This is a genomic window from Streptomyces sp. BR1 (genome assembly GCF_052373795.1).
GTDB lineage: Bacteria > Actinomycetota > Actinomycetes > Streptomycetales > Streptomycetaceae > Streptomyces.
Genome location: NZ_CM126252.1, coordinates 3,096,284 through 3,119,112 on the forward strand (window position 1 = coordinate 3,096,284; position 22,829 = coordinate 3,119,112).

At 72.6% G+C, this 22,829-nt stretch carries 21 protein-coding genes and 1 pseudogene; 10 read left to right on the forward strand and 12 right to left on the reverse strand.

Features of this window, described 5'->3' with window-relative positions; all coding sequences use genetic code 11:
- The first annotated feature begins 81 nt into the window (after window positions 1–81).
- On the forward strand, window positions 82–525 hold the full coding sequence (locus ACT1U9_RS13360) for a hypothetical protein (RefSeq protein ID WP_444538518.1): 444 nt from the start codon (window positions 82–84) through the stop codon (window positions 523–525).
- 5 nt (window positions 526–530) lie between these two features.
- On the opposite strand, the gene proC is transcribed toward ACT1U9_RS13360, so the two are convergent.
- From proC to ACT1U9_RS13390, 6 genes and pseudogenes are all read right to left on the reverse strand, one after another.
- Window positions 531–1,340 (reverse strand): pyrroline-5-carboxylate reductase, encoded by an 810-nt coding sequence (gene proC / locus ACT1U9_RS13365; RefSeq protein WP_444538519.1) that lies wholly within the window; start codon window positions 1,338–1,340, stop codon window positions 531–533.
- Window positions 1,341–1,535: 195 nt separating this feature from the next.
- A complete protein-coding gene (locus ACT1U9_RS13370; RefSeq protein WP_444538520.1) occupies window positions 1,536–2,273 on the reverse strand; it encodes an ABC transporter permease in 738 nt (245 codons plus the stop codon).
- A 230-nt stretch (window positions 2,274–2,503) separates the two neighbouring features.
- A pseudogene (locus tag ACT1U9_RS13375) lies at window positions 2,504–3,328 on the reverse strand (ABC transporter ATP-binding protein); the annotation flags it as partial.
- A gap of 59 nt (window positions 3,329–3,387) precedes the next feature.
- On the reverse strand, window positions 3,388–4,158 hold the full coding sequence (locus ACT1U9_RS13380; protein ID WP_444538521.1) for a class I SAM-dependent methyltransferase: 771 nt from the start codon (window positions 4,156–4,158) through the stop codon (window positions 3,388–3,390).
- 42 nt (window positions 4,159–4,200) lie between these two features.
- Window positions 4,201–4,689: a hypothetical protein gene (locus ACT1U9_RS13385; protein WP_444538522.1), complete on the reverse strand. Its 489-nt coding sequence runs from the start codon at window positions 4,687–4,689 to the stop codon at window positions 4,201–4,203.
- 81 nt (window positions 4,690–4,770) lie between these two features.
- Window positions 4,771–5,082, reverse strand: coding sequence for a hypothetical protein (locus tag ACT1U9_RS13390; protein ID WP_444538523.1), 312 nt, complete (start codon window positions 5,080–5,082; stop codon window positions 4,771–4,773).
- Between the two features lie 148 nt (window positions 5,083–5,230).
- Between ACT1U9_RS13390 and ACT1U9_RS13395 the strand changes: the two genes are divergently transcribed.
- A complete protein-coding gene (locus tag ACT1U9_RS13395; RefSeq protein WP_444538524.1) occupies window positions 5,231–7,450 on the forward strand; it encodes a protein kinase domain-containing protein in 2,220 nt (739 codons plus the stop codon).
- 287 nt (window positions 7,451–7,737) lie between these two features.
- Here the strand turns inward: ACT1U9_RS13395 and ilvD are convergent, their stop codons facing one another.
- The 4 genes from ilvD to ACT1U9_RS13415 form a co-directional block, all read right to left on the reverse strand.
- The gene (gene ilvD / locus ACT1U9_RS13400; RefSeq protein WP_444538525.1) at window positions 7,738–9,588 is read right to left on the reverse strand and encodes a dihydroxy-acid dehydratase; all 1,851 of its coding nucleotides are present in this window, start codon (window positions 9,586–9,588) and stop codon (window positions 7,738–7,740) included.
- A 338-nt stretch (window positions 9,589–9,926) separates the two neighbouring features.
- Window positions 9,927–10,553 carry a TetR/AcrR family transcriptional regulator gene (locus ACT1U9_RS13405; protein ID WP_444538526.1) on the reverse strand — a complete coding sequence of 209 codons (627 nt, stop codon included), beginning with the start codon at window positions 10,551–10,553 and terminating at the stop codon, window positions 9,927–9,929.
- Window positions 10,550–11,365, reverse strand: a complete 816-nt coding sequence (locus tag ACT1U9_RS13410; protein ID WP_188272957.1) for a sugar phosphate isomerase/epimerase family protein — start codon at window positions 11,363–11,365, stop codon at window positions 10,550–10,552. Before ACT1U9_RS13410 ends, ACT1U9_RS13405 begins: the two co-directional genes overlap by 4 nt.
- 91 nt (window positions 11,366–11,456) lie before the next feature.
- Window positions 11,457–12,389 carry a Ppx/GppA phosphatase family protein gene (locus ACT1U9_RS13415; protein WP_444538527.1) on the reverse strand — a complete coding sequence of 311 codons (933 nt, stop codon included), beginning with the start codon at window positions 12,387–12,389 and terminating at the stop codon, window positions 11,457–11,459.
- A gap of 40 nt (window positions 12,390–12,429) precedes the next feature.
- Between ACT1U9_RS13415 and ACT1U9_RS13420 the strand changes: the two genes are divergently transcribed.
- Window positions 12,430–13,242, forward strand: a complete 813-nt coding sequence (locus tag ACT1U9_RS13420) for a hypothetical protein (RefSeq protein WP_444538528.1) — start codon at window positions 12,430–12,432, stop codon at window positions 13,240–13,242.
- Between the two features lie 26 nt (window positions 13,243–13,268).
- Here the strand turns inward: ACT1U9_RS13420 and ACT1U9_RS13425 are convergent, their stop codons facing one another.
- Window positions 13,269–14,963 carry a BACON domain-containing protein gene (locus tag ACT1U9_RS13425; protein WP_444538529.1) on the reverse strand — a complete coding sequence of 565 codons (1,695 nt, stop codon included), beginning with the start codon at window positions 14,961–14,963 and terminating at the stop codon, window positions 13,269–13,271.
- Between the two features lie 218 nt (window positions 14,964–15,181).
- Here ACT1U9_RS13425 and radA point away from each other — a divergent pair, with 218 nt between their 5' ends.
- Both radA and disA read left to right on the forward strand, forming a co-directional pair.
- Complete coding sequence (gene radA, locus ACT1U9_RS13430) at window positions 15,182–16,591, forward strand: DNA repair protein RadA (RefSeq protein ID WP_444538530.1); 1,410 nt, start codon at window positions 15,182–15,184, stop codon at window positions 16,589–16,591.
- 36 nt (window positions 16,592–16,627) lie between these two features.
- Window positions 16,628–17,752 (forward strand): DNA integrity scanning diadenylate cyclase DisA, encoded by a 1,125-nt coding sequence (gene disA / locus ACT1U9_RS13435; protein WP_188272952.1) that lies wholly within the window; start codon window positions 16,628–16,630, stop codon window positions 17,750–17,752.
- 291 nt (window positions 17,753–18,043) lie between these two features.
- On the opposite strand, the gene ACT1U9_RS13440 is transcribed toward disA, so the two are convergent.
- On the reverse strand, window positions 18,044–18,862 hold the full coding sequence (locus tag ACT1U9_RS13440; RefSeq protein ID WP_444538531.1) for a hypothetical protein: 819 nt from the start codon (window positions 18,860–18,862) through the stop codon (window positions 18,044–18,046).
- 112 nt (window positions 18,863–18,974) lie between these two features.
- Between ACT1U9_RS13440 and ACT1U9_RS13445 the strand changes: the two genes are divergently transcribed.
- The 5 genes from ACT1U9_RS13445 to cseB all read left to right on the forward strand — a co-directional run bounded on the left by ACT1U9_RS13445 (window position 18,975) and on the right by cseB (window position 22,809).
- Window positions 18,975–19,589 carry a phosphatase PAP2 family protein gene (locus ACT1U9_RS13445; RefSeq protein WP_444538532.1) on the forward strand — a complete coding sequence of 205 codons (615 nt, stop codon included), beginning with the start codon at window positions 18,975–18,977 and terminating at the stop codon, window positions 19,587–19,589.
- A 44-nt stretch (window positions 19,590–19,633) separates the two neighbouring features.
- A complete protein-coding gene (locus ACT1U9_RS13450; RefSeq protein WP_444538533.1) occupies window positions 19,634–20,545 on the forward strand; it encodes an A/G-specific adenine glycosylase in 912 nt (303 codons plus the stop codon).
- Between the two features lie 260 nt (window positions 20,546–20,805).
- Complete coding sequence (locus ACT1U9_RS13455) at window positions 20,806–21,411, forward strand: SigE family RNA polymerase sigma factor (protein WP_444538534.1); 606 nt, start codon at window positions 20,806–20,808, stop codon at window positions 21,409–21,411.
- A 41-nt stretch (window positions 21,412–21,452) separates the two neighbouring features.
- Window positions 21,453–22,052 (forward strand): hypothetical protein, encoded by a 600-nt coding sequence (locus tag ACT1U9_RS13460; protein WP_444538535.1) that lies wholly within the window; start codon window positions 21,453–21,455, stop codon window positions 22,050–22,052.
- Window positions 22,053–22,104: 52 nt separating this feature from the next.
- Entirely contained in the window at window positions 22,105–22,809 is a 705-nt protein-coding gene (gene cseB / locus ACT1U9_RS13465) for a two-component system response regulator CseB (RefSeq protein WP_444538536.1), read from the forward strand.
- The last annotated feature ends 20 nt before the right edge of the window (window positions 22,810–22,829 follow it).

The window sequence follows — 22,829 nt, forward strand, 5'->3', positions numbered from 1 at the left end:
GTCGGCTGGTTCTTTCGGCCGAGGCAAGCGGGGCTGGACGACCGATCTGGGGCGGGTGGGGGCGCGCCTACTTTGGGGCGCATGAGGAGTCTTGTCCGGGTTGCCGGAGTCGCCGTGTGCACCGCGGCCCTGAGCGCCGTGGGGGTCGTCGGGCCGGTGACCTCGTACGCCGCCGACGGGGACGAGCGTGTCGCCCAACTGCGCGCCCGCATGGTCGACACCGTCAATCAGGAGACGCGGCACGAGATCGAGCGGCTGCGGGAGTGCGGGGACGAGGCCTCGCTGGCCGAGGCGGATCGGCTGGAAAGGCTTCTCCGTGACTCGTGTCGGCTGTCGGAGCAGCTGCACTCCGTACGGGCGCCCGTCGCCGGGGGTGCCGGTGTCCGGGGCGCTTCGGCCGCCCCGTACTCGTACGACGAAGAGGAACCCGTCAGCACTACGGCGGTCGTGCTCGGGGTTTCCGTGCTTCTTGTGGGCGGGGGTGCGACCGTCGCCGCCGTTCGGTGGCGGCGACGGGAGGAGTAGGGACGTCAGCCGTTGCCGGAGGCCAGTTCACGGCTGCGGTCGCGGGCGGCTTCCAGGGCGGCGATGAGGGCCGCGCGTACGCCGTGGTTCTCCAGCTCGCGGATCGCGCTGATCGTGGTGCCCGCGGGTGAGGTGACGGCCTCGCGGAGCTTGACCGGGTGTTCGCCGCTGTCGCGGAGCATCACGGCGGCGCCGATGGCGGCCTGCACGATCAGGTCGTGGGCCTGGGCGCGCGGGAGGCCGAGCAGGATTCCCGCGTCGGTCATCGCCTCGACCAGGTAGTAGAAGTACGCGGGGCCCGAGCCGGAGAGCGCGGTGGCCGCGTCCTGCTGGGACTCGGGGACGCGCAGGGTCTTGCCGACGCCGCCGAAGATCTCCTCGGCGTGGGCGAGGTGGGTCGGGGTCGCGTGGCTGCCGGCGCTGATGACGGACATGCCCTCGTCGACGAGGACGGGCGTGTTCGGCATGACGCGTACGACCGGGGTGTTCGGCGCGAGGCGCTCCTCGATGAACGCGGTCGGGATGCCCGCGGCCGCGCTGATGACCAGGCGGTCGGCGGTGACGTGCGGGGTGAGCTCGTCGAGGAGGCGGCCCATGTCCTGGGGCTTCACCGCGAGGATGAGGGTGTCGGCGCGCTTGGCCGCGTCGGCGTTGCTGACGGACTCGACGCCGTAGCGGGTGCGGAGTTCTTCGGCGCGTTCTGGGCGGCGGGCCGTGACCAGGAGGCTGGTCGGGTTCCAGCCGGCGCGGATCATTCCGCTGAGGAGGGCTTCGCCGATCTTGCCGGTGCCGAGCACTGCGACGGTGTGGGTCATGCGGTTGCCCTCCGGGTGGTGCGGGGTCCCGCGGCGGTGCGGGGTCTCTCCTTGTCATCCTCGCACCGCGTGCGGTGGCGGGGGCGGGGTGTCCATCCTGCGGGCCGGTGGGGGCTTGTCGCGCAGTTCCCCGCGCCCCTAACGCCTCTGTCATCTGCGGACCGTGCTGGGTTGCTCGCGCCGTTCCCCGCGCCCCTATGAGGTGCGGCGTCGCAGCGTTGCTGCGCCCAGTACCAGGACCAGTAGTGCGCAGGCGCCGACGATCAGTACGTCCTGGGTGAAGGTCGTCGTTGGGGTCGGGTGGGTTTGGACCTGGGTCATTGCGTCTACCGCGTACGACATGGGGAGGACGTTGGAGATGGCGCGCAGGGCGGGTTGCATGGTGTCGCGGGACGTCAGCAGGCCGCAGAGGAGTAGCTGGGGGAAGATCACGGCGGGCATGAACTGGACCGCCTGGAATTCGGACGCCGCGAAGGCCGAGACGAAGAGGCCGAGCGCCGTGCCCAGGAGCGCGTCCAGCAGGGCGACCAGGAGCAGCAGCCACGGGGAGCCCAGGACGTCCAGGCCCAGGAACCAGACCGAGAGGCTGGTGGCCAGGGCGGACTGGACCACGGCGAGGAGGCCGAACGCGAGGGCGTAGCCCGCGATCAGGTCGCCCTTGCCGAGCGGCATCGCCAGCAGGCGTTCGAGGGTGCCGGAGGTGCGTTCGCGCAGGGTGGCGATCGAGGTCACCAGGAACATCGTGATCAGCGGGAAGATGCCGAGCAGCGACGCGCCGGTGCTGTCGAAGGTGCGGGGCGAGGCGTCGAACACGTACCGGAGCAGCGTGATCATCAGGGCCGGGACCAGGAGCATCAGCGCGATCGTGCGCGGGTCGTGGCGCAGCTGACGCAGCACGCGGGCGGCCGTCGCGAGGGTGCGGGAGGTGTTCATCGGGCTGCCTTCCGGTGAGCGGGAGCCGCAGGGGGTGCCGGGCTGTCGCCGAGGTCCGCCGCGCTGGTGCGCGAGGGCTCCGCGCCGTCGGGCTCCGCGTTGTCGCGGCCTGGGTTGTCGCGGTCCGCCTCGTCGAGGCCCGCCCCGCCGACGTCCGCGCCGTCGACGCCCGCCCCGCCAACATCCGCGCCGTCGAGGCCCGCCCCGCCGACCTCCGCCCCGCCCAGGTCCGCCTCGTCCACCAGGGTCAGGAACGCGTCCTCTACCGTCGCCGCGCCCGTGCGGGTGCGCAGGGATGACGGGGTGTCCTCGGCCAGGATGCGGCCTTCTCGCATGAGGAGGAGGTTGTGGCAGCGCTCCGCCTCGTCCATGACGTGGGAGGAGACCAGGAGCGTGGTGCCGCGTTCGGCGGCGATGGCGTGGAACAGGTTCCACAGGTCGCGGCGCAGGACCGGGTCGAGGCCGACCGTCGGTTCGTCCAGGACGAGGAGTTCCGGGGCGCCGAGCAGGGCGACCGCGAGCGAGACGCGGCTGCGCTGGCCGCCGGAGAGGCGGCCCGCGAGGACGTCGGCGTGCGAGGTGAGGGCGACGTCCGTGATGGCGCGTTCCACGGCCGCCGCGCGGTCGGCCCGGTGGGCTCGGCCGGGCTGGAGGACGGCCGCGAAGTAGTCCAGGTTCTGACGTACCGTCAAGTCGTCGTATACGGACGGCGCTTGCGTGACGTAGCCGACGAGCGGGCGCAAGGCGGGGGCGCCGGCGGGGTGGCCGAGGACCGTGAGGGTGCCCGTGACCTTGGCCTGGGTGCCGACGACGGCCCGCATCAGGGTCGACTTGCCGCAGCCGGACGGGCCGAGCAGGCCGGTGATGCGGCCGCGCGGGACGGCGAAGTGCAGATCGCGCAGGACGGGCCGGCCACCGCGTACGACGGTGAGGGCGCGGGCGGTGACGGCGGCGGGTCCAAGGGGTGGCTCGGCGGGCGACCCGGGGGACGTTTCCCCGGGCCCGCCCGCCGGTGCCGCTGCGACGCGGGCACCTTCGGGCTCATAATTCACCATGTGTTGAATAATGCGCCTGGCGCGGGCGGGCGTCAAGGAAATCGGACATGCGGGGCGGCTCAGCGTGTGGCGGTCCAGAGGTCTACCACGTAGCTCTCCTCGACCGTTCCGTCCGGGAACAGCGCGGACAGCACGCGGTGCTCCTCGGTCAGGAACTCCTGCGCGCGTTCCGCGCCGAGCACCAGGAACGCGGAGTGGCTGCCGAGGTTCGCCAGATGGGTCGTGAGCGGGACGTGGCGCGTCCAGGGGATGCGGCGCTGTACGAAGTCGAAGACCGGCGGGTCCGGCTGGATCTTGCCGTCGCCCCGGGCGCCGTGTGCGCCTCCCCCGCCGTTCGCGCCGAGGTACGCGCGTACGCGCGCGTCCTGGTCGGCGAGCCACCCCACGGTGTGGTCGGTGGTGTTCCACCACACCGCGAGCGTGCCGCCGGGGCGCAGCACCCGGCGGGCCTCCGGTACGGACTTCGCCGTGTCGGTCCAGTGCCAGGCCTGGGCGTACGTGAGGAAGTCGGCGGACGCGGTGGCCAGCGGGAGATGGTTGCCGTCGCCTCGCACCAGGGGGACGTCGGGGAGGGTGCGGCGGAGCTCGGCCGCCATCGCCGCGCCCGGCTCGACCGCGACCACGCGCGCGCCGCGTTCGTGCAGGAGGGCGGTGGCGATTCCGGTGCCCGCGCCGACGTCCGCGACCCGGGCCCCCTTGAGGTCTCGCGTCGCGCTCTCCTCGATCGCGTCCAGGAGGGCGGGCGGATAGGAGGGGCGGTTGGCGGCGTACTGGGCGGCGGCACTGTCGAACGACCGTGCCCGGGTGGTGGGTTCAGGTTCAGAGGCCATGAACCCAGTGTGGCTCGGGGGGTCGGGGGGTTCCCCCCGTCACTACTTCCGCTTCGGCTTCTTCTTGCGGCCCGTCGGGTTCCCCGCCCGGCGTCGCTCGTACGCCGCCACGGCCGCCTCGTACTCCTTGCGGCGCAGGCCCTCGCCCGGGGCCTCCTTCAGGGAGCGGAAGAAGTACGCGAGGAGCGAGCCGACGAAGCCGATCGCCTTCAGGCCCTGGAGGTTGCGCTCGGCGTCGGGGTCGGCCGCGCGCGTGCTGAACCCCTCGTACGTCTTACGGAACGCCATCGCGCTGCACAGCGCGAACATCACCACGACCAGGACGTTCACAAAGCTGCCGGTGTCGGCGATCTGCAGGCCCTGATACGCGAAGCGCAGCACGAAGCACGCCGCGACCGCCGTGGCCAGCGAGCCGACGGCCACGCCGGCGCGGCGCAGCCCGTAGCCGTTGTCGTGGCCGACCCAGGTCGTGCCGAAGAAACGGATGGGCTCGGGCTCGGGGCCGCCCCCGGCGCCGGTCTGCTCGCTCATGGGGTCGATTATCCCCCGACGGCCCACCCGGGCCCCGGACGGCCACGAGCAGCGCCGCGCGGCCCCTGGATCGGCGGACCGCTACGAGCAGGTCACCGTCACATACCCGTCGCTGCCCGTCCGCACATACGCGTCCGACACGTACTGGCCGTTGCCGATGTTGTCCCAGATGTCCGTCGTGCCGTACGGGCCGGAGACCGTCGTCCCGGAGCACTGGCAGTTGATCGGGACGCTCACCCCGGCCGGCAGGACCCTGACCACGGGGTATCCCGTGCCCGGGCCGCTGCGGACGTTCAGGTGCGTGTCGGGCGCCACCGGGTAGCGCCGCGTGGCCGCGTCCGCCGCCATACCCGCGACCTCGGTGTCCGCACCCGCGAGCTCGTCACCAGTCATCTGTATCTCCCCCATCGGCGCCCACAGGCGTCACTGTGCGTACGCACCCCGCACGCGACCCGCAGGCTAGCAAGCCCTTCGGGGCTCGTACGCATCATCGACTAGGCTCCGAGCGTCGCGCTCGGGGACGAACACACGGGGGTGGGCGATGCCGCCGCTGCGCAGCACGGGGCCGGGGCCGGAAGCGGAACATCCGGGGCGCTCCGAGCCTCCGGAGTACGCCGGGCAGTATCTGCTGGAGTCGACGCTCGGCTCCGGCGGCATGGGCGTGGTGCGTCTTGCCGCGTCCGCCTCAGGGCTGCGCCTCGCCGTCAAGGTCGTGCACGCCGAGCACGCCAAGGACCCGGAGTTCAGGGCGCGGTTCCGGCAGGAGGTGTCGGCCGCGCGACGGGTGAGCGGGGCGTTCACCGCGTCCGTCGTGGATGCCGATCCGACGGCCGCGCGGCCCTGGATGGCGACGCTCTACATCCCGGGGCCGACCCTCGCCGAGGAGGTCAAGCGGAACGGGCCGCTCGATCCGTCGCAGGTGCGGCGGCTCGGGGCCGGGCTCGCCGAGGCCCTGCGGGACATCCATCGGGCCGGGGTCGTGCACCGCGATCTCAAGCCGAGCAATGTGCTGCTCGCCGCCGACGGGCCGAAGGTCATCGACTTCGGCATCTCCCGTCCGTACGACAGTGATCTGCGGACCGAGACGGGGAAGCTGATCGGGACGCCGCCGTTCATGGCGCCGGAGCAGTTCCAGACGCCGCGCGAGGTCGGGCCGGAGGCCGATGTGTTCGCGATGGGCGCGGTGCTCGTGCACGCGGCGACCGGGAACGGGCCGTTCGACTCGGAGAGCCACTACATCGTGGCGTACCAAGTCGTCCACAACGAGCCGGACTTGACCGGGGTGCCCGCCGATCTCGTACCGCTGCTGCAGAGCTGTCTCGCCAAGAAGCCCGCGGACCGGCCCACTCCGGACGAGCTGATGGCGGAGCTGCGGTCGGCGGCGTACGGAACGGAGGCGTTCATCCCGACGCAGCGGTTCCGGAATCCGGTGGAGAAGGTGCCGCTGGTTCCCGCGGAGGCTCCGGGGCGGCCGTGGCCCGCGGCCGGCGACGGCGGTGACGACTCGTCGGACATTCCGACGCATCAGCGGGCTGCGCAGGTTCCGTCCGCGCCCCGGCCGTTGCACCACCGGGCCCGGTGGGCGGCCGCCGCCGCCGCGCTTGTGACCGTGGTGACGGGTGGGGTTCTGGGCGTACGGGCCTGGTCTTCGGGGGATTCTGGTTCAGCGGCTCCTGCCGTCGGCCAGGAGGCCCATCGCGCACCGGCGTTCAAGCCGTGGGCCGTGCGGCTGCCGGGCGGCGGCGGTGGGAACCGCACCCCGGCCTGCTCGCTCGCCGGGACCGCCCTCTATTGCGCCGCGCCCGGGGTTACAGCGGCCCGGCTCGATCCGGCCGACGGGCGGGTGCTGTGGTCGGTGAAGGCGCGGGGCGTCGGGGGGCGGGTGTCCGACGACGGGGAGCCGCGCGTGTCGGGTGGGCTCGTCCTGGTCGTCCCGCCGGGCGCGGGGCGCCTGGACGCGCTCGACCCGGCGACGGGTGCGGTGCGCTGGACGCGTCCGGTGCCCGCGCACGCGTCCGTACGCATCGACGACACATCCGTACTGTTCACCGGAACCGGCACCGGTGAGGTGCGGTGCCTGGACAGCGCCACCGGCAAGGAGCGCTGGCACGGGCGGCCCGCCGCGGCGACCGCGCAGTGGGTTTCGGCTCCTGGCGGGACCGCGCTGTACGCCGTCGCGGTGTCCGAGGACGCGGCGTCGTCGCTGGTCACGGCCGTCTCGCCGGGCACCGGCAAGGTGCTGTGGACCAAGCGGCTGGCGGGGGCGTTGGGGCCGGTGGGGGCGTCTGGGTCGGCGCTGTCGCTGCTGGCGGCGGACGCGGACAGCTATACGACGGCTGTCGTACGCCTGGACACCGCGACCCGTTCCGTCCGCCGTACCGCGCTTGCCGCGCCCTTGGATCAGGCGCAGGCGGGTGTGGACGGGGACACGGTGTACGTGTTCGGGGCGGGCGGTTCGTTGCTCGCGGTGGATGCGCGGGCGGGTGTGCAGCGGTGGCGCCTGGAGACGGGTGCGGCCCGTGCCTCTCGGCCGGTGGCTGGTGGGGGCCGGGTGTACGTCACTGGGGCTGACGGGCGGTTGCTGGCGGTGGATTCGGCTCGGGGTGTGCTGGTGGGGCAGACGGATCCGCGCATGGCTGGCGGGCCGAACACGTTCGCGCCCAGCCTGCCCGCCCCGGTTCTCGCCGGGTCCGTGGTGTACGCGAGCGCGCCGGACGGGTCGGTGTTCGGGGTTGCGACGGGGGCGCTGTCGCGGGGGTGAGGCAGGGGGTTGCACAGTCCGGCGGGGCCGGGTTGCCGCTGTGCCCACCCGTGCCGCCCCTAGCGGCACGCATGCCCACAGCGACGGTGGAGGGGGACGGTGCGCGCCCCTGAGGAGGGCCCGGAGGGCCCATTCGGGGGCGCGGGGCTGTATCGATTTGCGGCTCCGCCGCGTGGGCGCGAGCAACCCAGCACGGTCCGCACCCGACCGGATCCCTCGGAGAGTTTCGGGAAGGGGTGGGGTGGGGGAACACCCCGGCGTGGGCCGGGGCGGGGCCGACTTGGGCGTCAGCCCAGTTTCGACACGTCCCGGACCGCGCCCTTGTCCGCACTCGTTGCCATCGCCGCGTACGCACGCAGCGCCGCCGAGACCCTCCGCTCGCGGGACTTGGGGGCGTACACGCCGCCCAGCGCCTGCCTACGGGCCGTCAACTCGGCCTCCGGGACCAGGAGTTCGATCGAGCGGCTCGGGATGTCGATGCGGATGCGGTCGCCGTCCTCGACGAGCGCGATCGTGCCGCCCGACGCCGCCTCGGGCGACGCGTGGCCGATCGACAGCCCCGACGTACCGCCGGAGAAGCGCCCGTCCGTCACCAGCGCGCAGGACTTGCCGAGGCCACGGCCCTTCAGGAACGACGTCGGGTAGAGCATCTCCTGCATGCCGGGGCCGCCCTTCGGGCCCTCGTAACGGATGACGACGACGTCGCCCTCCTTGACCTCCTTGCGGAGGATCTTGTCGACCGCCTCGTCCTGCGACTCGCAGACGACCGCCGGACCCTCGAAGGTCCAGATGGACTCGTCGACGCCGGCCGTCTTCACGACGCACCCGTCCTCGGCGAGGTTGCCGCGAAGGACCGCGAGCCCGCCGTCCTTCGAGTACGCGTGGGCCGCGTCGCGGATGCAGCCGTTCGCCGCGTCCGTGTCGAGCGTCTCCCAGCGCTTGGACTGGGAGAACGCGGTCGCCGAGCGCTCGCAGCCGGGAGCGGCGTGCCACAGCTCGACGGCCTCGGGCGTGGCGGAGCCGCCGCGCACGTCCCACGCGTCCAGCCACTCCTTGATGGAGCGGGAGTGGACGGTGTGGACGTCCTCGTTGAGCAGACCCGCGCGGTAGAGCTCGCCGAGGATGGCGGGGATGCCGCCCGCGCGGTGCACGTCCTCCATGTAGTACGTGGTCGAGGGCGCCACGTTGGGCGCGACCTTGGCCAGGCACGGGACCCGGCGCGACACCGCGTCGATGTCCTTGAGGTCGTACTCCAGCTCGGCCTCCTGCGCGGCGGCGAGCAGGTGCAGGATCGTGTTGGTGGAGCCCCCCATGGCGATGTCGAGCGCCATCGCGTTCTCGAACGCCGCGCGCGTGGCGATGGAGCGCGGCAGCACGGACGCGTCGTCGTCCTCGTAGTACCGCTTGGTGATGTCGACGACCGTGCGGGCCGCGTTCTCGTACAGGGCGCGGCGGGCGGTGTGGGTGGCCAGGACCGAGCCGTTGCCGGGCAGGCTCAGGCCGATGGCCTCCGTCAGGCAGTTCATCGAGTTGGCGGTGAACATGCCGGAACAGCTGCCGCAGGTGGGGCAGGCGTTCTCCTCGATACGGAGGATGTCCTCGTCGGAGACGTTCTCGTTGACCGCGTCGCTGATCGCGTTGATCAGGTCGAGCTTGCGGACCGTGCCGTCGACGAGGGTGGCCTGGCCGGCCTCCATCGGGCCGCCGGAGACGAAGACGGCCGGGATGTTGAGGCGCATCGCGGCCATCAGCATGCCCGGGGTGATCTTGTCGCAGTTGGAGATGCAGATCAGCGCGTCCGCGCAGTGCGCCTCGACCATGTACTCCACGCTGTCCGCGATCAGGTCGCGGGAGGGGAGGCTGTAGAGCATGCCGCCGTGGCCCATCGCGATGCCGTCGTCGACCGCGATGGTGTTGAACTCGCGGGGCACGGCTCCGGCCGCCAGGATCGCGTCGGAGACGATGCGGCCGACGGGGGCGAGGTGGGTGTGCCCGGGGACGAACTCGGTGAAGCTGTTCGCCACCGCGATGATCGGCTTGCCGATGTCCGCGCCGGCTACGCCCGAGGCGCGCATCAGGGCGCGGGCGCCCGCCATGTTGCGGCCGTGGGTGACGGTGCGGGACCTCAGCTCGGGCATTGTCGCTCGTCTCCTCGTTGTGGTGTGACCCCTTCGAGCCTACGCCCCGCCTCCAAGATCTGGACAGTGCGTCCGGATCGCGGGACGCGGTCCCGCTGCCGGAGGCTTTCGGGGGCGGCTCCCCGTCCCCGCAAGGGGCGCGGGGAACTGCGCGACCAGCCCCCACCGGTCCGCAGCCGAACGACCTCTCGGAGAGTTTCGGGAAGGGGCGGGGTGGGGTCCGAACAGGGGGTGCGCAGCCCGGCGGGGACGGGGTGCCGCCCCAGCGGCACGATTGCCCGCAGCTAGGGGGGACGTAGCGGCACGCTGGCCCGCAGCGGCGGACCGCAACGGTCGAGCTAGCCCGGGTCCGTCAGATACCGCTGAAGCGTCGGTGACACCATCCGTACGATCTCCTCCGGGTCCGCCGACGCCAAGGGCTCGACCTTGATGACGTAGCGCAGGACCGCGATGCCGACCATCTGGGAGGCGGCGAGCTCCGCTCGCAGCCGGGCGTCGGGGACCTTCAGATCCGCCGCCACCCGCTCCAGGACCCGCCGCAGCACAAACGCGCGCAGCACCTTCGCCGCGGCCTCGTGCGTGAGGGCCGAGCGGAAGACGGCCAGCAGCTGCGCGCGCGTGGCGGGGTTCTCCCAGACGCCGATGAAGTAGCGGGCCAGGCGCTCGCCGACGCCGTCGATGTCGTCCTCGGCGCCGAGTACCAGCGGCACGAGCTGGACCGGCTCCAGGGTCATCTCGACCGCCGCCTCGAACACCTCGTCCTTGGTGCCGAAGTAGTGGTGGACGAGCGCCGCGTCGACCCCGGCCGCCTTGGCGATGCCGCGTACGGACGTCTTGTCGTAACCGCGCTGCGCGAACTCCGCGCGCGCCGCCTCCAGGATCCGCTCGCGCGCGCCGGGCCCGGCCTCGGCCTGCGCGCGCGGGGGGCGGCCCCGGCGGCGCGGGGCGGGGGCCTCGGAGGTCACCGGCGCACCTTGGAGGCGAGGTGCAGCCGGGTGAAGGCCAGCGCCTCGGCGAGGTCGGCCTCGCGTTCGGCGGCCGACATGGCCCGGCGGGTGTTGACCTCGATGACGACGTGCCCGTCGAAGCCGGTACGGGCCAGACCCTCCAGGAGCTCGGCGCACGGCTGGTTGCCCCGGCCCGGGACCAGGTGCTCGTCCTTGGCCGAGCCCTTGCCGTCGGCGAGGTGGACATGGGCGAGCCGGTCGCCCATCCGGTCGACGAGCGCCATGGCGTCGGTACGGGCGGTCGCGGCGTGCGAGAGGTCGACCGTGAAGTGCCGGTAGTCGTCCTTGGTGACGTCCCAGTCGGGGGCGTACGCCAGCATCTCGCGGTCGCGGTAGCGCCACGGGTACATGTTCTCGACGGCGAATCGCACGTCCGTCTCGTCCGCCATCCGCCAGATGCCGGTGACGAAGTCGCGCGCGTACTGGCGCTGCCAGCGGAACGGCGGATGCACCACGACGGTGGAGGCGCCCAGCTTCTCGGCCGCGGCTCTCGCGCGCTGGAGCTTCACCCACGGGTCGGTCGACCAGACCCGCTGGGTGATCAGCAGACAGGGGGCGTGAACGGCCAGGATCGGCACCTGGTGGTAGTCCGACAGCCGCCTCAGCGCGTCGATGTCCTGGCTGACAGGGTCGGTCCAGACCATGACCTCGACACCGTCGTACCCCAGGCGCGCGGCGATCTCGAAGGCCGTCGCCGTCGACTCCGGATAGACCGAAGCCGTCGACAGGGCGACCTTCGCATCCGGGATGCGCACTACTGGTTCTGCCACGGAGACAGCGTACGGGCACCCACAAGAGGGGCCGCGAGGGGACCGCCGCCTTGGCCGGAACCTGCCGCGCCCGCCCCCATGTCCACGGGTCTCACCCCACCGGCAGCTGGTCCAGATGCCGCAGGATGACGCCCTCGCGCAGCGCCCACGGGCAGATCTCCAGCTCCTCCACCCCGAACAGGTCCATCGCGCCCTCCGCCACGAGCGCGCCCGCGAGCAGCTGCCGCGAGCGGCCCTCGGAGACGCCCGGCAGCCCGGCGCGCTGCTCGGCGGTCATCCCCGCGAGCTTGGGCACCCACTCCTCAAGCGCCTTGCGGCTCAGGGTGCGCTGGACGTACACGCCCTCGGTCGAGCGGGCCGCGCCCGCGATCCGGGCGAGCTGCTTGAACGTCTTGGAGGTCGCGACCACGTGGTCGGGCGTGCCGGAGCGGGTGAACTCGCCGACCGTACGGGCGATCTGCGCGCGTACGTGGCGGCGCAGCGCCCGTACGTCGGAGGCGTCCGGCGGGTCGCCCGGCAGCCAGGCGGCGGTCAGGCGGCCTGCGCCGAGGGGCAGCGAGACGGCCGCGTCGGGCTCCTCGTCGATGCCGTACGCGACCTCAAGAGAGCCGCCGCCGATGTCCAGAAGCAGCAGTTTTCCTGCTGACCAGCCGTACCAGCGGCGGGCCGCCAGGAACGTGAGGCGGGCCTCCTCCTCGCCGGACAGGACCCCGAGGTCGACGCCGGTCTCCTTCTTGACCCGGGCGAGCACCTGGTCGGCGTTGCTGGCGTCGCGCACCGCGGAGGTGGCGAACGGCAGCATCTCCTCGACACCCTTGTCCTCGGCAACGATCAGCGCGCCGGCGATCGTGGCCACCAGCCGGTCGACGCCCTCCGGTCCGATCGCACCGTCCTCGTCGAGGAGTTCGGCGAGCCTGAGCTCGGCCTTGTGCGAGTACGCGGGCAGCGGCGCGGCACCGGCGTGCGCGTCCACCACCAGCAGGTGAACCGTATTCGACCCCACATCGAGGACTCCGAGTCTCATGGGCTGAACGCTACTGCCGTCGCGGACATACGCTTGTCCCGTGCCAAAGACGAAAAAGGCGAAGCCGGGCAAAGCCAAGGCTCCCAAGACCCCCAAGCAGCGAGCGGACGAGCAGGGGGTCGACTTCCCGCGCGCGTGGGTCGAGTTCCCGGACCCGGCCGACGACGAGCAGATCTTCCGCTGCGACCTGACCTGGCTGACCTCGCGCTGGACCTGCATCTTCGGCAGCGGCTGCCAGGGCATCCAGGCGGGCCGCGCCGACGACGGCTGCTGCACGCTCGGCGCGCACTTCTCGGACGAGGACGACGAGAAGCGGGTGGCGAAGAACGTGGCCCGGCTCACGCCCGATCTGTGGCAGTTCCACGACATCGGCACCACGACCGGCTGGACGCAGGTCGACGAGGACGGCGATCGGCAGACCCGCAGGTGGGAAGGTTCCTGCATCTTCCAGAACCGGCCGGGCTTCGAGGGCGGCGCGGGCTGCTCGCTGCACATCCTGGCGCTGCGCGAGGGCAAGGAGCCGCTGGAGACCAAGCCGGACGTCTGCTGGCAGCTGCCGGTGCGCCGTACGTACGACTGGATCGACCGGCCGGACGACACGCGCGTGCTGCAGATCTCGATCGGCGAGTACGACCGGCGCGGCTGGGGGCCGGGCGGCCACGACCTGCACTGGTGGTGCACCTCGGCGACCTCGGCGCACGGCGCGGGCGAGCCCGTCTATGTCACCTACCGGCCGGAGCTGACCGAGCTGATGGGCAAGAAGGCGTACGAGGTCCTTGTGGGGCTCTGTGAGGCGCGCCTGGCGTCCTCGCTGCCGCTGGTGGCCCCGCACCCGGCGGACCCGGCGCGCTGACGGGCGGCGGCTCATTACGGGCTGCCTCATGGCGGGCCCGTCCGTGACGACGTCTGCGGTGCCGACGCCGTGTCCGACAGGCTCGGCGAGGCCGGTGCGGACGAGGCCGACGGGGTCGGGGACGGCGGGCTCGGGGTGGGCGAGGCGGACGTCGGGGTCGGCGTCGGCGTGGGCGGCTGCCGGGTCGGCGTCGGACTCGGCGTCGACGGTGTCCCGGGGGCCGAGGAGGACGGCGAGGACGGCGGGGTGGGCCAGGCGCCCTCCCCGGTGATCCGCACGACCGTGCCCGAGGGCGTCACGCCGAGCCGCGCCGACCAGTAGCCGTGCGGCTCGCGCGCGTGGTTCACGGCGACGTACACGGATACGTTTCCGCCCGGCGACAGCACTCCGGACGTACGGCTGAAGGTGAGCCAGGGCGCGTCCGTCCACAGCGACCACTTCACCGGCGAGCCGCCGGTCGCGGTGATCGTCAGCACCGTCGTACCGCCCGCCGAGCGGGCCGAGACGGAGAGCTCGCCCGGGCCCGCAGGGGCGGAGCCGGTGCTGATCACCTCGACGGAGACATCGGCGGGCGCGCGGCTGCCCGTGCTGACGCGCGGGTCGGGCTCGGCGCGCGCGTTGCCCGCGTTCTGGTAGCGCTCGTACGGGGTCTCCGCCAGGCCGCCGGGGCTGTCGGCCTCACTCGCAGTGATCTTGGCGCCGTCGCGGGTCTCGCCGGTCGCGGGCGCGCCCCGGTAGGCCGCCCAGAGCGCGAACGCGGGGGCCGCCACGACCGTCGCCACCACCGTGGTCGTCACGGCACGCGCGCGCAGCCGGTCTCTGCGGGCCGCGCGGTCCTTGGGGTCCATCGGGAACCCGGCCCGGTCGAAGCGGGGCGCGCCCGCGCGGGTCCTGGGCACATGGAGCATCGCCGTGTACGCGGCCGCGCGCGGCGCCTCGGCGAGCGGCAGCGCGGCCGGGGTCACCGAGGAGCCCGGCCAGGGCCCGGCGGCGCCCGCCCGCTCGGCGGCCCGGCGGCAGCGCGGGCAGTCGTCGACATGGCGTACGAGTTCACGGCGCAAGGCGGCCGAGAGCAGCACCTGGTGGTCGCCGGTGAGCCGGGCCACCGACGGGCAGCCGCCGGTCTCGACGACGGCGAGCGCGGCCCGGGTCCGCTCGACCTCGCAGGCGCCGGCGGCGAGCAGCTCGCGGGCGGCCGGGTAGTTCATGCCGAGCACGGAGGCGACCTCGCGCGCGCCGAGCTGATGGCGCACGGCGAGCTCCAGGGCCTCGCGCTGCTCGGGCGTGGTGCCGGCGGCCTCGGGCCAGGCGAGCAGGGCCAGTTCGCGACGGCGCCGCTCGGCCTCCTCTGCGGAGACGCCCACGGCCGTGCTCTGCTCGCACGGCTCGGCGCGGCCGGTGTGGGCGCCTTTACGCGCGCGTTTGCGCTCGGCGAGCTTGCGCAGACACGACCAGCGCGCCAGCGCGTACAGCCAGGCCCGGCACTCGGCCTCCGGCTCGGGGCAGCGCGCCTGCTGCCGCTCGGAGACGGCGAGCACATCACCGAGGACGTGCACCGCCTCGTCGTGGTCGCAGAGCACGGACAGGCAGTACGTGAACAGGCCGTCGAGATACGCCTCGTAGCGCGCGGGCGGGCGCTGCGCCAACGTCCGGGGCGCACGACGGTGCGCCCGGTGTGCGCCGGTGGTGTGCGTGGGGTGATCCAGACCGCTGCTCTTCACCCGGCGAAAGTAGGCGCAGGATCCAGTGTCCTCGGTGCCGCTTGAGCACATTTACTCCCTACGGGTGAATGTATCCCTCAAAAGGGGACAGGAATCCAACCTTCCATCGCGGAGGATTGCCTTCCCCGGCGCGGAACATTGCCTTCCTCTCAGGCCCCCGCCCGGGCCACCGCCCGGGGCCCGACCGCGTTGTCAGTGGGCGCCGATACCGTGACGTCATGGCTACCCGTACGAAATCCGCGAAGGACCGGCCGTCCTACCGCTGCACCGAGTGCGGCTGGACGACCGCCAAGTGGCTCGGCCGCTGCCCCGAATGCCAGGCGTGGGGCACGGTCGAGGAGTACGGCGCGCCCGCTGTGCGTACGACCGCCGCGGGCCGGGTCTCCACGGCCGCGCTGCCGATCGGCCAGGTGGACGCCCGGCAGGCCACCGCACGCTCGACGGGCGTCGACGAGCTGGACCGCGTCCTGGGCGGCGGGCTCGTGCCGGGCGCGGTGGTGCTGCTCGCGGGCGAGCCGGGGGTGGGCAAGTCGACGCTGCTGCTCGACGTGGCCGCGAAGGCGGCGGGCGACGAGCACCGCACGCTCTATGTGACGGGCGAGGAGTCCGCCAGCCAGGTCCGGCTGCGCGCGGACCGCATCAACGCGCTCAACGACCATCTGTATCTGGCGGCCGAGACGGACCTCTCCGCGGTCCTCGGCCATCTGGACGCGGTCAAGCCGTCCCTGCTCGTCCTGGACTCCGTACAGACGGTGGCCTCGCCGGAGATCGACGGCGCGCCCGGCGGCATGGCGCAGGTGCGCGAGGTCGCGGGCGCGCTGATCCGCGCGTCCAAGGAGCGCGGGATGGCGACGCTCCTGGTCGGCCATGTCACCAAGGACGGCGCGATCGCGGGCCCTCGTCTGCTCGAACACCTCGTGGACGTGGTCCTCTCCTTCGAGGGCGACCGGCACGCGCGCCTGCGTCTCGTACGCGGCGTGAAGAACCGGTACGGGGCGACGGACGAGGTGGGCTGCTTCGAGCTGCACGACGAGGGCATCACAGGCCTGGCCGACCCGTCCGGCCTCTTCCTCACCCGACGGGACGAGCCGGTGCCGGGGACGTGTCTGACGGTGACCCTGGAGGGCCGCAGGCCGCTGGTGGCCGAGGTCCAGGCGCTCACCGTCGACTCCCAGATCCCCTCGCCCCGCCGCACCACGTCCGGCCTGGAGACCTCCCGGGTCTCGATGATGCTTGCGGTCCTGGAGCAGCGCGGGCGGATCAGCGCGCTGGGCAAGCGCGACATCTACAGCGCCACCGTCGGCGGTGTGAAGCTCTCCGAGCCCGCCGCCGACCTGGCGATCGCCCTCGCACTGGCGTCGGCGGCGAGCGACACCCCGCTGCCCAAGAACCTGGTGGCGATCGGCGAGGTGGGGCTCGCGGGCGAGGTCAGGCGGGTCACGGGCGTCCAGCGCCGCCTCGCCGAGGCCCACCGCCTGGGCTTCACGCACGCGCTCGTGCCGTCCGACCCGGGGAAGGTCCCGGCCGGTATGAAGGTCACGGAAGTCGCCGACATGGGGGACGCGCTGCGGGTGCTCCCGCGCGGACGTCGCGCCGAGGCCCCACGGGGGGAGGAAGAGCGCCGGTAGACTTTGCCGTCGAACGTCTGCGACCGGAGGAGTGCAGTGGCAGCCAACGACCGGGCAGCGGGATCCGGCAAGTCCGGCACAGGCTCCGGCAATGAAGCGCTGATGCGTGCCGCGCTGAGCGCCGTCGCGCCCGGCACCGCACTCCGCGACGGCCTGGAGCGCATCCTCCGGGGCAACACGGGCGGCCTGATCGTCCTCGGCCTCGACAAGACCGTCGACTCGATGTGTACGGGCGGGTTCGTCCTGGACGTCGAGTTCGCGGCGACGCGGCTGCGCGAGCTGTGCAAGCTCGACGGCGCGCTGGTCCTGGACAAGGACATCACCAAGATCCACCGGGCCGGGGTGCAGCTGGTCCCGGACGCGGACATCCCCACCGAGGAGACCGGCACCCGCCACCGCACGGCGGACCGGGTCTCCAAGCAGTGCAACTTCCCGGTCGTCTCGGTCTCCCAGTCCATGCGCCTGATCGCGCTGTACGTGAACGGGGAGCGGCGGGTCCTGGAGGAGTCGGCGGCGATCCTGTCCCGCGCGAACCAGGCGCTGGCGACGCTTGAGCGGTACAAGCTGCGCCTCGACGAGGTCGCGGGCACGCTGTCCGCCCTGGAGATCGAGGACCTGGTGACGGTCCGCGACGTCACGGCGGTCGCGCAGCGCCTTGAGATGGTGCGGCGGATCGCCACGGAAATCGCCGAGTACGTGGTGGAGTTGGGCACCGACGGTCGGCTGCTCTCCCTCCAGCTCGACGAGCTGATCGCCGGGGTCGAGCCCGAGCGGGAGCTGGTGGTGCGGGACTATGTGCCCGAGCCCACGGCGAAGCGGTCGCGTACGGTCGCGGAGGCTTTGACCGAGCTGAACGACCTCACCCATGCGGAGCTGCTCGAACTTCCCATAGTGGCGCGGGCGTTGGGGTACAGCGGGTCGCCCGAGACGCTGGACTCGGCGGTGTCCCCTCGGGGGTACCGGCTCCTGGCGAAGGTTCCGCGTCTGCCTGGCGCGATCATCGAGCGGCTGGTGGAGCATTTCGGCGGCCTTCAGAAGCTGCTGGCCGCGTCCGTGGACGACCTTCAGACGGTCGACGGCGTCGGCGAGGCGCGTGCGCGCAGCGTCCGCGAGGGCCTGTCGCGGTTGGCGGAGTCTTCCATCCTGGAGCGGTACGTCTAGCTGGGCGGGGTTTTGATGCCCCTCCCCGCCCCTTCCCGAAAGCCCCTGGCGGGCAGCCGGGTTCTTTGACTGACCGTCGGTGGGGGTTGCTCGCGCAGTTCCCCGCGCCCCTTGATGGGCCCTACGGGCCCTCCTAGGGGCGCGGGGCTGTATCGATTTGCGGCTCCGCCGCGTGGGCGCGAGCAACCCAGCACGATCCGCGGACAAACGGGGTCCGGGGGCGCAGCCCCCGGGAAACCCTCCTCCGCCCCCACCCACCCTCGGAGAGTTTCGGGAAGGGGCGGGGAGGAGCTAATCCTTCGTGAGCGAGAACGGGGCTCGGGCGACCGCAAGGCCCGGCACCTTCACCTCGGCCAAGTACGTGCCCGGGCCCGGCGTGCCCGGCGGGGGCGTCGCGCAGTGGGCGGCGCTGCGGGTCCGGTCCCACTCCACGGTGTGAGTGATCGTCGACGAACCCGGCACCTGGAACAGCACGCTCCCCGACCCGATCGGGCAGTCGTCCGACGCCCACACCTTCGCGTCGGAGGAGTCCGTCACCACCAGCACCGCACTCGCCGGCCCGAGATCCGCCTTGCAGGTCGAGGACGCCGTGTTCTGGAGGGCGAGTTCGAGCTTGGGCTTCTCGCCGGGCGCGTACGCGTTCTTCACGCTGCGCACCGACAGCTTCAGCTGACCCGGCGCACAGGTCGGCAGCGTGGAACCGGCCGGCACCTGGTGCGCCACGGAGCCGCCGGACCCACCGGACCCCGAACCGCCCCCGTCCGTACCGCCGTTGCCGCTCCCGTCGGACGAGCCACCCGTACCGCCGGAGGAGGAAGCGGAACCGCCCGAACCGGAACCGCCGCCGCTGCCGGAACCTCCGGGCGACTCGTCCCGTCCCCCCGGCGCCGTACTGATCGCGGGACCCGAGCCGCTCGGGCCGGGCGTGATCGAGGGGGCCGGGTGGGCGCCCTTGTCGTTGCTCGTGCCCTTACCGCCGCCTCCGCCACCGGAACTGACGGCCCACAGGATCAGGATCACCGCCAGCGCGAGCAGGGACAGCGCGACTGCCCTCCGTCGCCAGTAGATGGAGGAGGGAAGCGGCCCGACCGGATTGCGCAGAGATCCCACGGACGAAACTCTACGAGAGTTCCGGCGCAACTCCCGCCCCACCCGCCGCTCACCCTTCTCAACTTTTCCGGATCATCATTCCGGAAGTGGATGTTCCATACTGTCCGTCACCATGGACAGCAACCTCTATCGCGACGTCACCGACTTCGCCCACGACACGCCCTCGTGGCTGCAGCACCTCTTCGAGCTCTGGACGGAGGTGGGCCTTGTCCTGTTCGGCGTGCTGTTCGTCGCCGGCTGGTGGCGGGCCCGCCGGGACGGTTCGTCGGCGATGGCGCTGGCTCTGCTCGCCCCACTGGCCACTGCCGCCGCGTACCTCTGCGCCGAGGTGATCAAGTCGTTGATCCACGAGGAACGGCCGTGCCGGGCCGTCAAGGGGGCCGCTGCGCCCCTGATCACCTGTCCGGCCAACGGCGACTGGTCGTTCCCCTCGAACCACGCCACCATCGCGGGCGCCGCCGCCGTCGCGCTCGCGATCGCCTGGCCGCGCATCTGGCGGCTGACCGTCCCGATGGCGCTGCTCATGGCGTTCTCGCGGGTGTACGTCGGCGTGCACTACCCGCACGACGTCGCGGTGGGACTGATCCTCGGTACCGCCATGGCGTTCCTGGTGGCCAAGGTCGGTACACGGCCGGTCACTTCGCTGGTCGAGTCGATGCGTACGGGCCGGGCAGGCGCGGCCGCCTGGTTCGCCGGTCCCGGCGCCCCTCTCCACGCCCGCCGCTAGGGCCACCCACCGCACCCCCGTTCCATGCCAGGATCGGGGGTGCCATGACGACGATGCCGACGACCGACCTCGACACGGTCTCCCCCGCCGCCCTTCACACCCCCGTCATCGGGTGGTTCGACCAGCACGCGCGCGACCTGCCCTGGCGCCGCCCCGAGGCCGGTGCCTGGGGGGTGATGGTCAGCGAGTTCATGCTCCAGCAGACGCCGGTGAGCCGGGTGCTGCCGGTGTACGAGCAGTGGCTGGCCCGCTGGCCGCGCCCCGCCGACCTGGCCGCCGACGCCCCGGGCGAGGCCGTGCGGGCCTGGGGGCGCCTCGGCTACCCGCGCCGCGCGCTGCGGCTGCACGGGGCCGCCGTGGCGATAACGGAACGGCACGGCGGCGAGGTGCCGCCCGACCACGCCCGGCTGCTCGCGCTGCCCGGCGTCGGCGAGTACACGGCGGCCGCCGTCGCCTCCTTCGCCTTCGGGCAGCGCCACGCGGTGCTCGACACCAACGTCCGCCGGGTCTTCGCACGGGCCGTCACCGGCGTCCAGTACCCGCCGAACGCCACCACCGCCGCCGAGCGGCGCCTGGCCCGCGTCCTGCTGCCCGACGACGACGCCCGCGCGGCCCGCTGGGCGGCCGCCTCCATGGAGCTGGGCGCCCTGGTGTGCACAGCGCGCAACGAGGACTGCGCGCGGTGCCCGATCGCCGCGCGCTGCGCCTGGCAGCTGGCCGGCAAGCCCGCCCACGACGGCCCGCCGCGCCGCGGCCAGACGTACGCCGGTACGGACCGCCAGGTGCGCGGCAAGCTGCTCGCCGTGCTGCGGGAGGCCGTGGAGCCCGTCCCGCAGACGGAGCTCGACGCGGTGTGGCACGAACCGGTGCAGCGGGCGCGCGCCCTTGACGGGCTGGTCGCCGACGGCCTCGTGGAGCCGCTCGCGGGCGGGGTCTACCGGCTGCCGCTGACGTAACCGCGCTGCCGTTACATAAGACCGCAGCGCCTGCCACGCACGTAACACCGCGACCCCTGTGTCACAGCCCGCGTCAGGCTGGAAAAGCCCCATACCCCTTGAAAACACGGGCCAAACCTGCGCTGTTACACAACCGATGGCTCTCCGTGCGCCGCCCGACGGCTCTCCCGCACAGGCCCGTGACAGACCGTCCGTAGGTTCAGTCAGGTAAGCGACCAGCAGGACGAGCAGGACAGTCACGGGGACGGAGGCGGTTGAGCATGGCGCAGGGTGAGGTGCTGGAGTTCGAGGAGTACGTGCGTACCCGGCAGGAGGCCCTGCTGCGCAGCGCCCGTCGGCTCGTCCCGGACCCTGTCGACGCGCAGGACCTGCTCCAGACCGCGCTGGCCCGTACGTACGGCCGCTGGGACGGCATCGCCGACAAGGCGCTCGCCGACGCCTACCTGCGCCGCGTCATGATCAACACCCGCACCGAGTGGTGGCGCGCCCGCAAGCTCGAAGAGGTGCCCACCGAGACGATGCCCGACGCGCGCATCGAGGACGGCTCCGAGCAGCGCGCCGACCGCGCCCTGCTGATGGACGTCCTCAAGGTCCTGGCTCCCAAGCAGCGCAGCGTCGTCGTGCTGCGACACTGGGAGCAGATGAGCACGGAGGAGACCGCCGCAGCCCTCGGGATGTCGGCGGGTACCGTCAAGAGCACGCTGCACCGGGCGCTGGCCCGGCTCCGGCAGGAGCTGGAGAGCCGCGAGCTGGACTTCCACGCTCTGGGCAACGCGGAGGGACAGGGCCGGGTGGGCCGCCAGGCCGACCGGCGGGCCGCCCGTGACGAGCTCGACGAAAAGGGGCGGGAGCGGTGCGCGGCCTAGGCAGGGGCAGAGGGGGCGTACTGGCGGCGGGTACCACGGCGATGGCCGGGCTCGCCGCCTTCGGGCTGCTCGCCGCCGGGTGCTCCACGGGCGGTACCGGAACGCGCGACGAGGGCGAGGCGCACACCGACAAGGTGAGCCACGCCACCCCGTCGCCGACCGCGACCACCGAGGCGCCCTTCAAGAAGGTCAACGCGGTGCAGCTGCTCAAGGCCGACCCCAAGGTCAGCGAGCGCGTGAAGGCCGATCTGAAGCCCTGCGTGAAGAGCGAGTACCCGATCGACGTCAGCTACGGCCATCTGACCGGCGCGACCGGCCAGGACGTCGTGGTCAACGTGATGACCTGCGGCGACGCGGTGGGACTCGGCTCGTATGTGTATCGCGCGGACGGCTCCTCGTACGACAATGTCTTCACCTCCGAGGACGCGCCGGTCTACGCGGAGATCGACCGGGGCGACCTGGTGGTGACCCGGCAGATGTACGCCAAGGGCGACAAGCCGGCGTTCGCCTCCAGTGAGATCGTGACCACGTACCGCTGGGCGGGCACCAAGTTCGCCCAGCACGACCAGGTGGAGAACGACTTCAGCAAGGCGGTAGGCAACGACGAGGGCACCGAGGCACCCGTACCGGCCTCGCCCTGACCGCACCCGTACGCAGCAGGCAAGCGCACGCCGAGGAACTGAGAGCAGCACGATGGCCGAGACCCATGTCCTGTTCGTCGAGGACGACGACGTCATCCGTGAAGCCACCCAGCTCGCGCTGGAGCGCGACGGCTTCACCGTGACCGCGATGCCCGACGGCCTGTCCGGCCTGGAGGCGTTCCGCGCCGACCAGCCGGACATCGCGCTGCTCGACGTGATGCTGCCGGGGCTCGACGGCGTGAGCCTGTGCCGCCGTATCCGCGACGAGTCCACCGTCCCGGTGATCATGCTGTCCGCGCGCGCGGACTCCATCGACGTGGTCCTGGGCCTGGAGGCGGGCGCGGACGACTACGTGACCAAGCCGTTCGACGGGGCCGTCCTGGTCGCCCGGATCCGTGCGGTGCTGCGCCGCTTCGGGCACGCGGGCGGGCCGGGTGCGGGCTCCGCCGAGGCCGAGGCGGACACCGAGCAGGGCCTTCTCGCCTTCGGCGACCTGGAGGTCGACACCGAGGGCATGGAGGTCCGCAAGGGCGGCGAGACGGTCGCGCTGACCCCGACCGAGATGCGGCTGCTCCTGGAGTTCTCCTCCGCCCCCGGTACCGTGCTCTCCCGCGACAAGCTCCTGGAGCGGGTCTGGGACTACGGCTGGGGCGGCGACACCCGGGTGGTGGACGTGCATGTGCAGCGGCTGCGCACGAAGATCGGCCAGGACCGGATCGAGACCGTACGTGGCTTCGGCTACAAACTGAAGGCGTGAGGCGGATGGTGTGCCCCGAG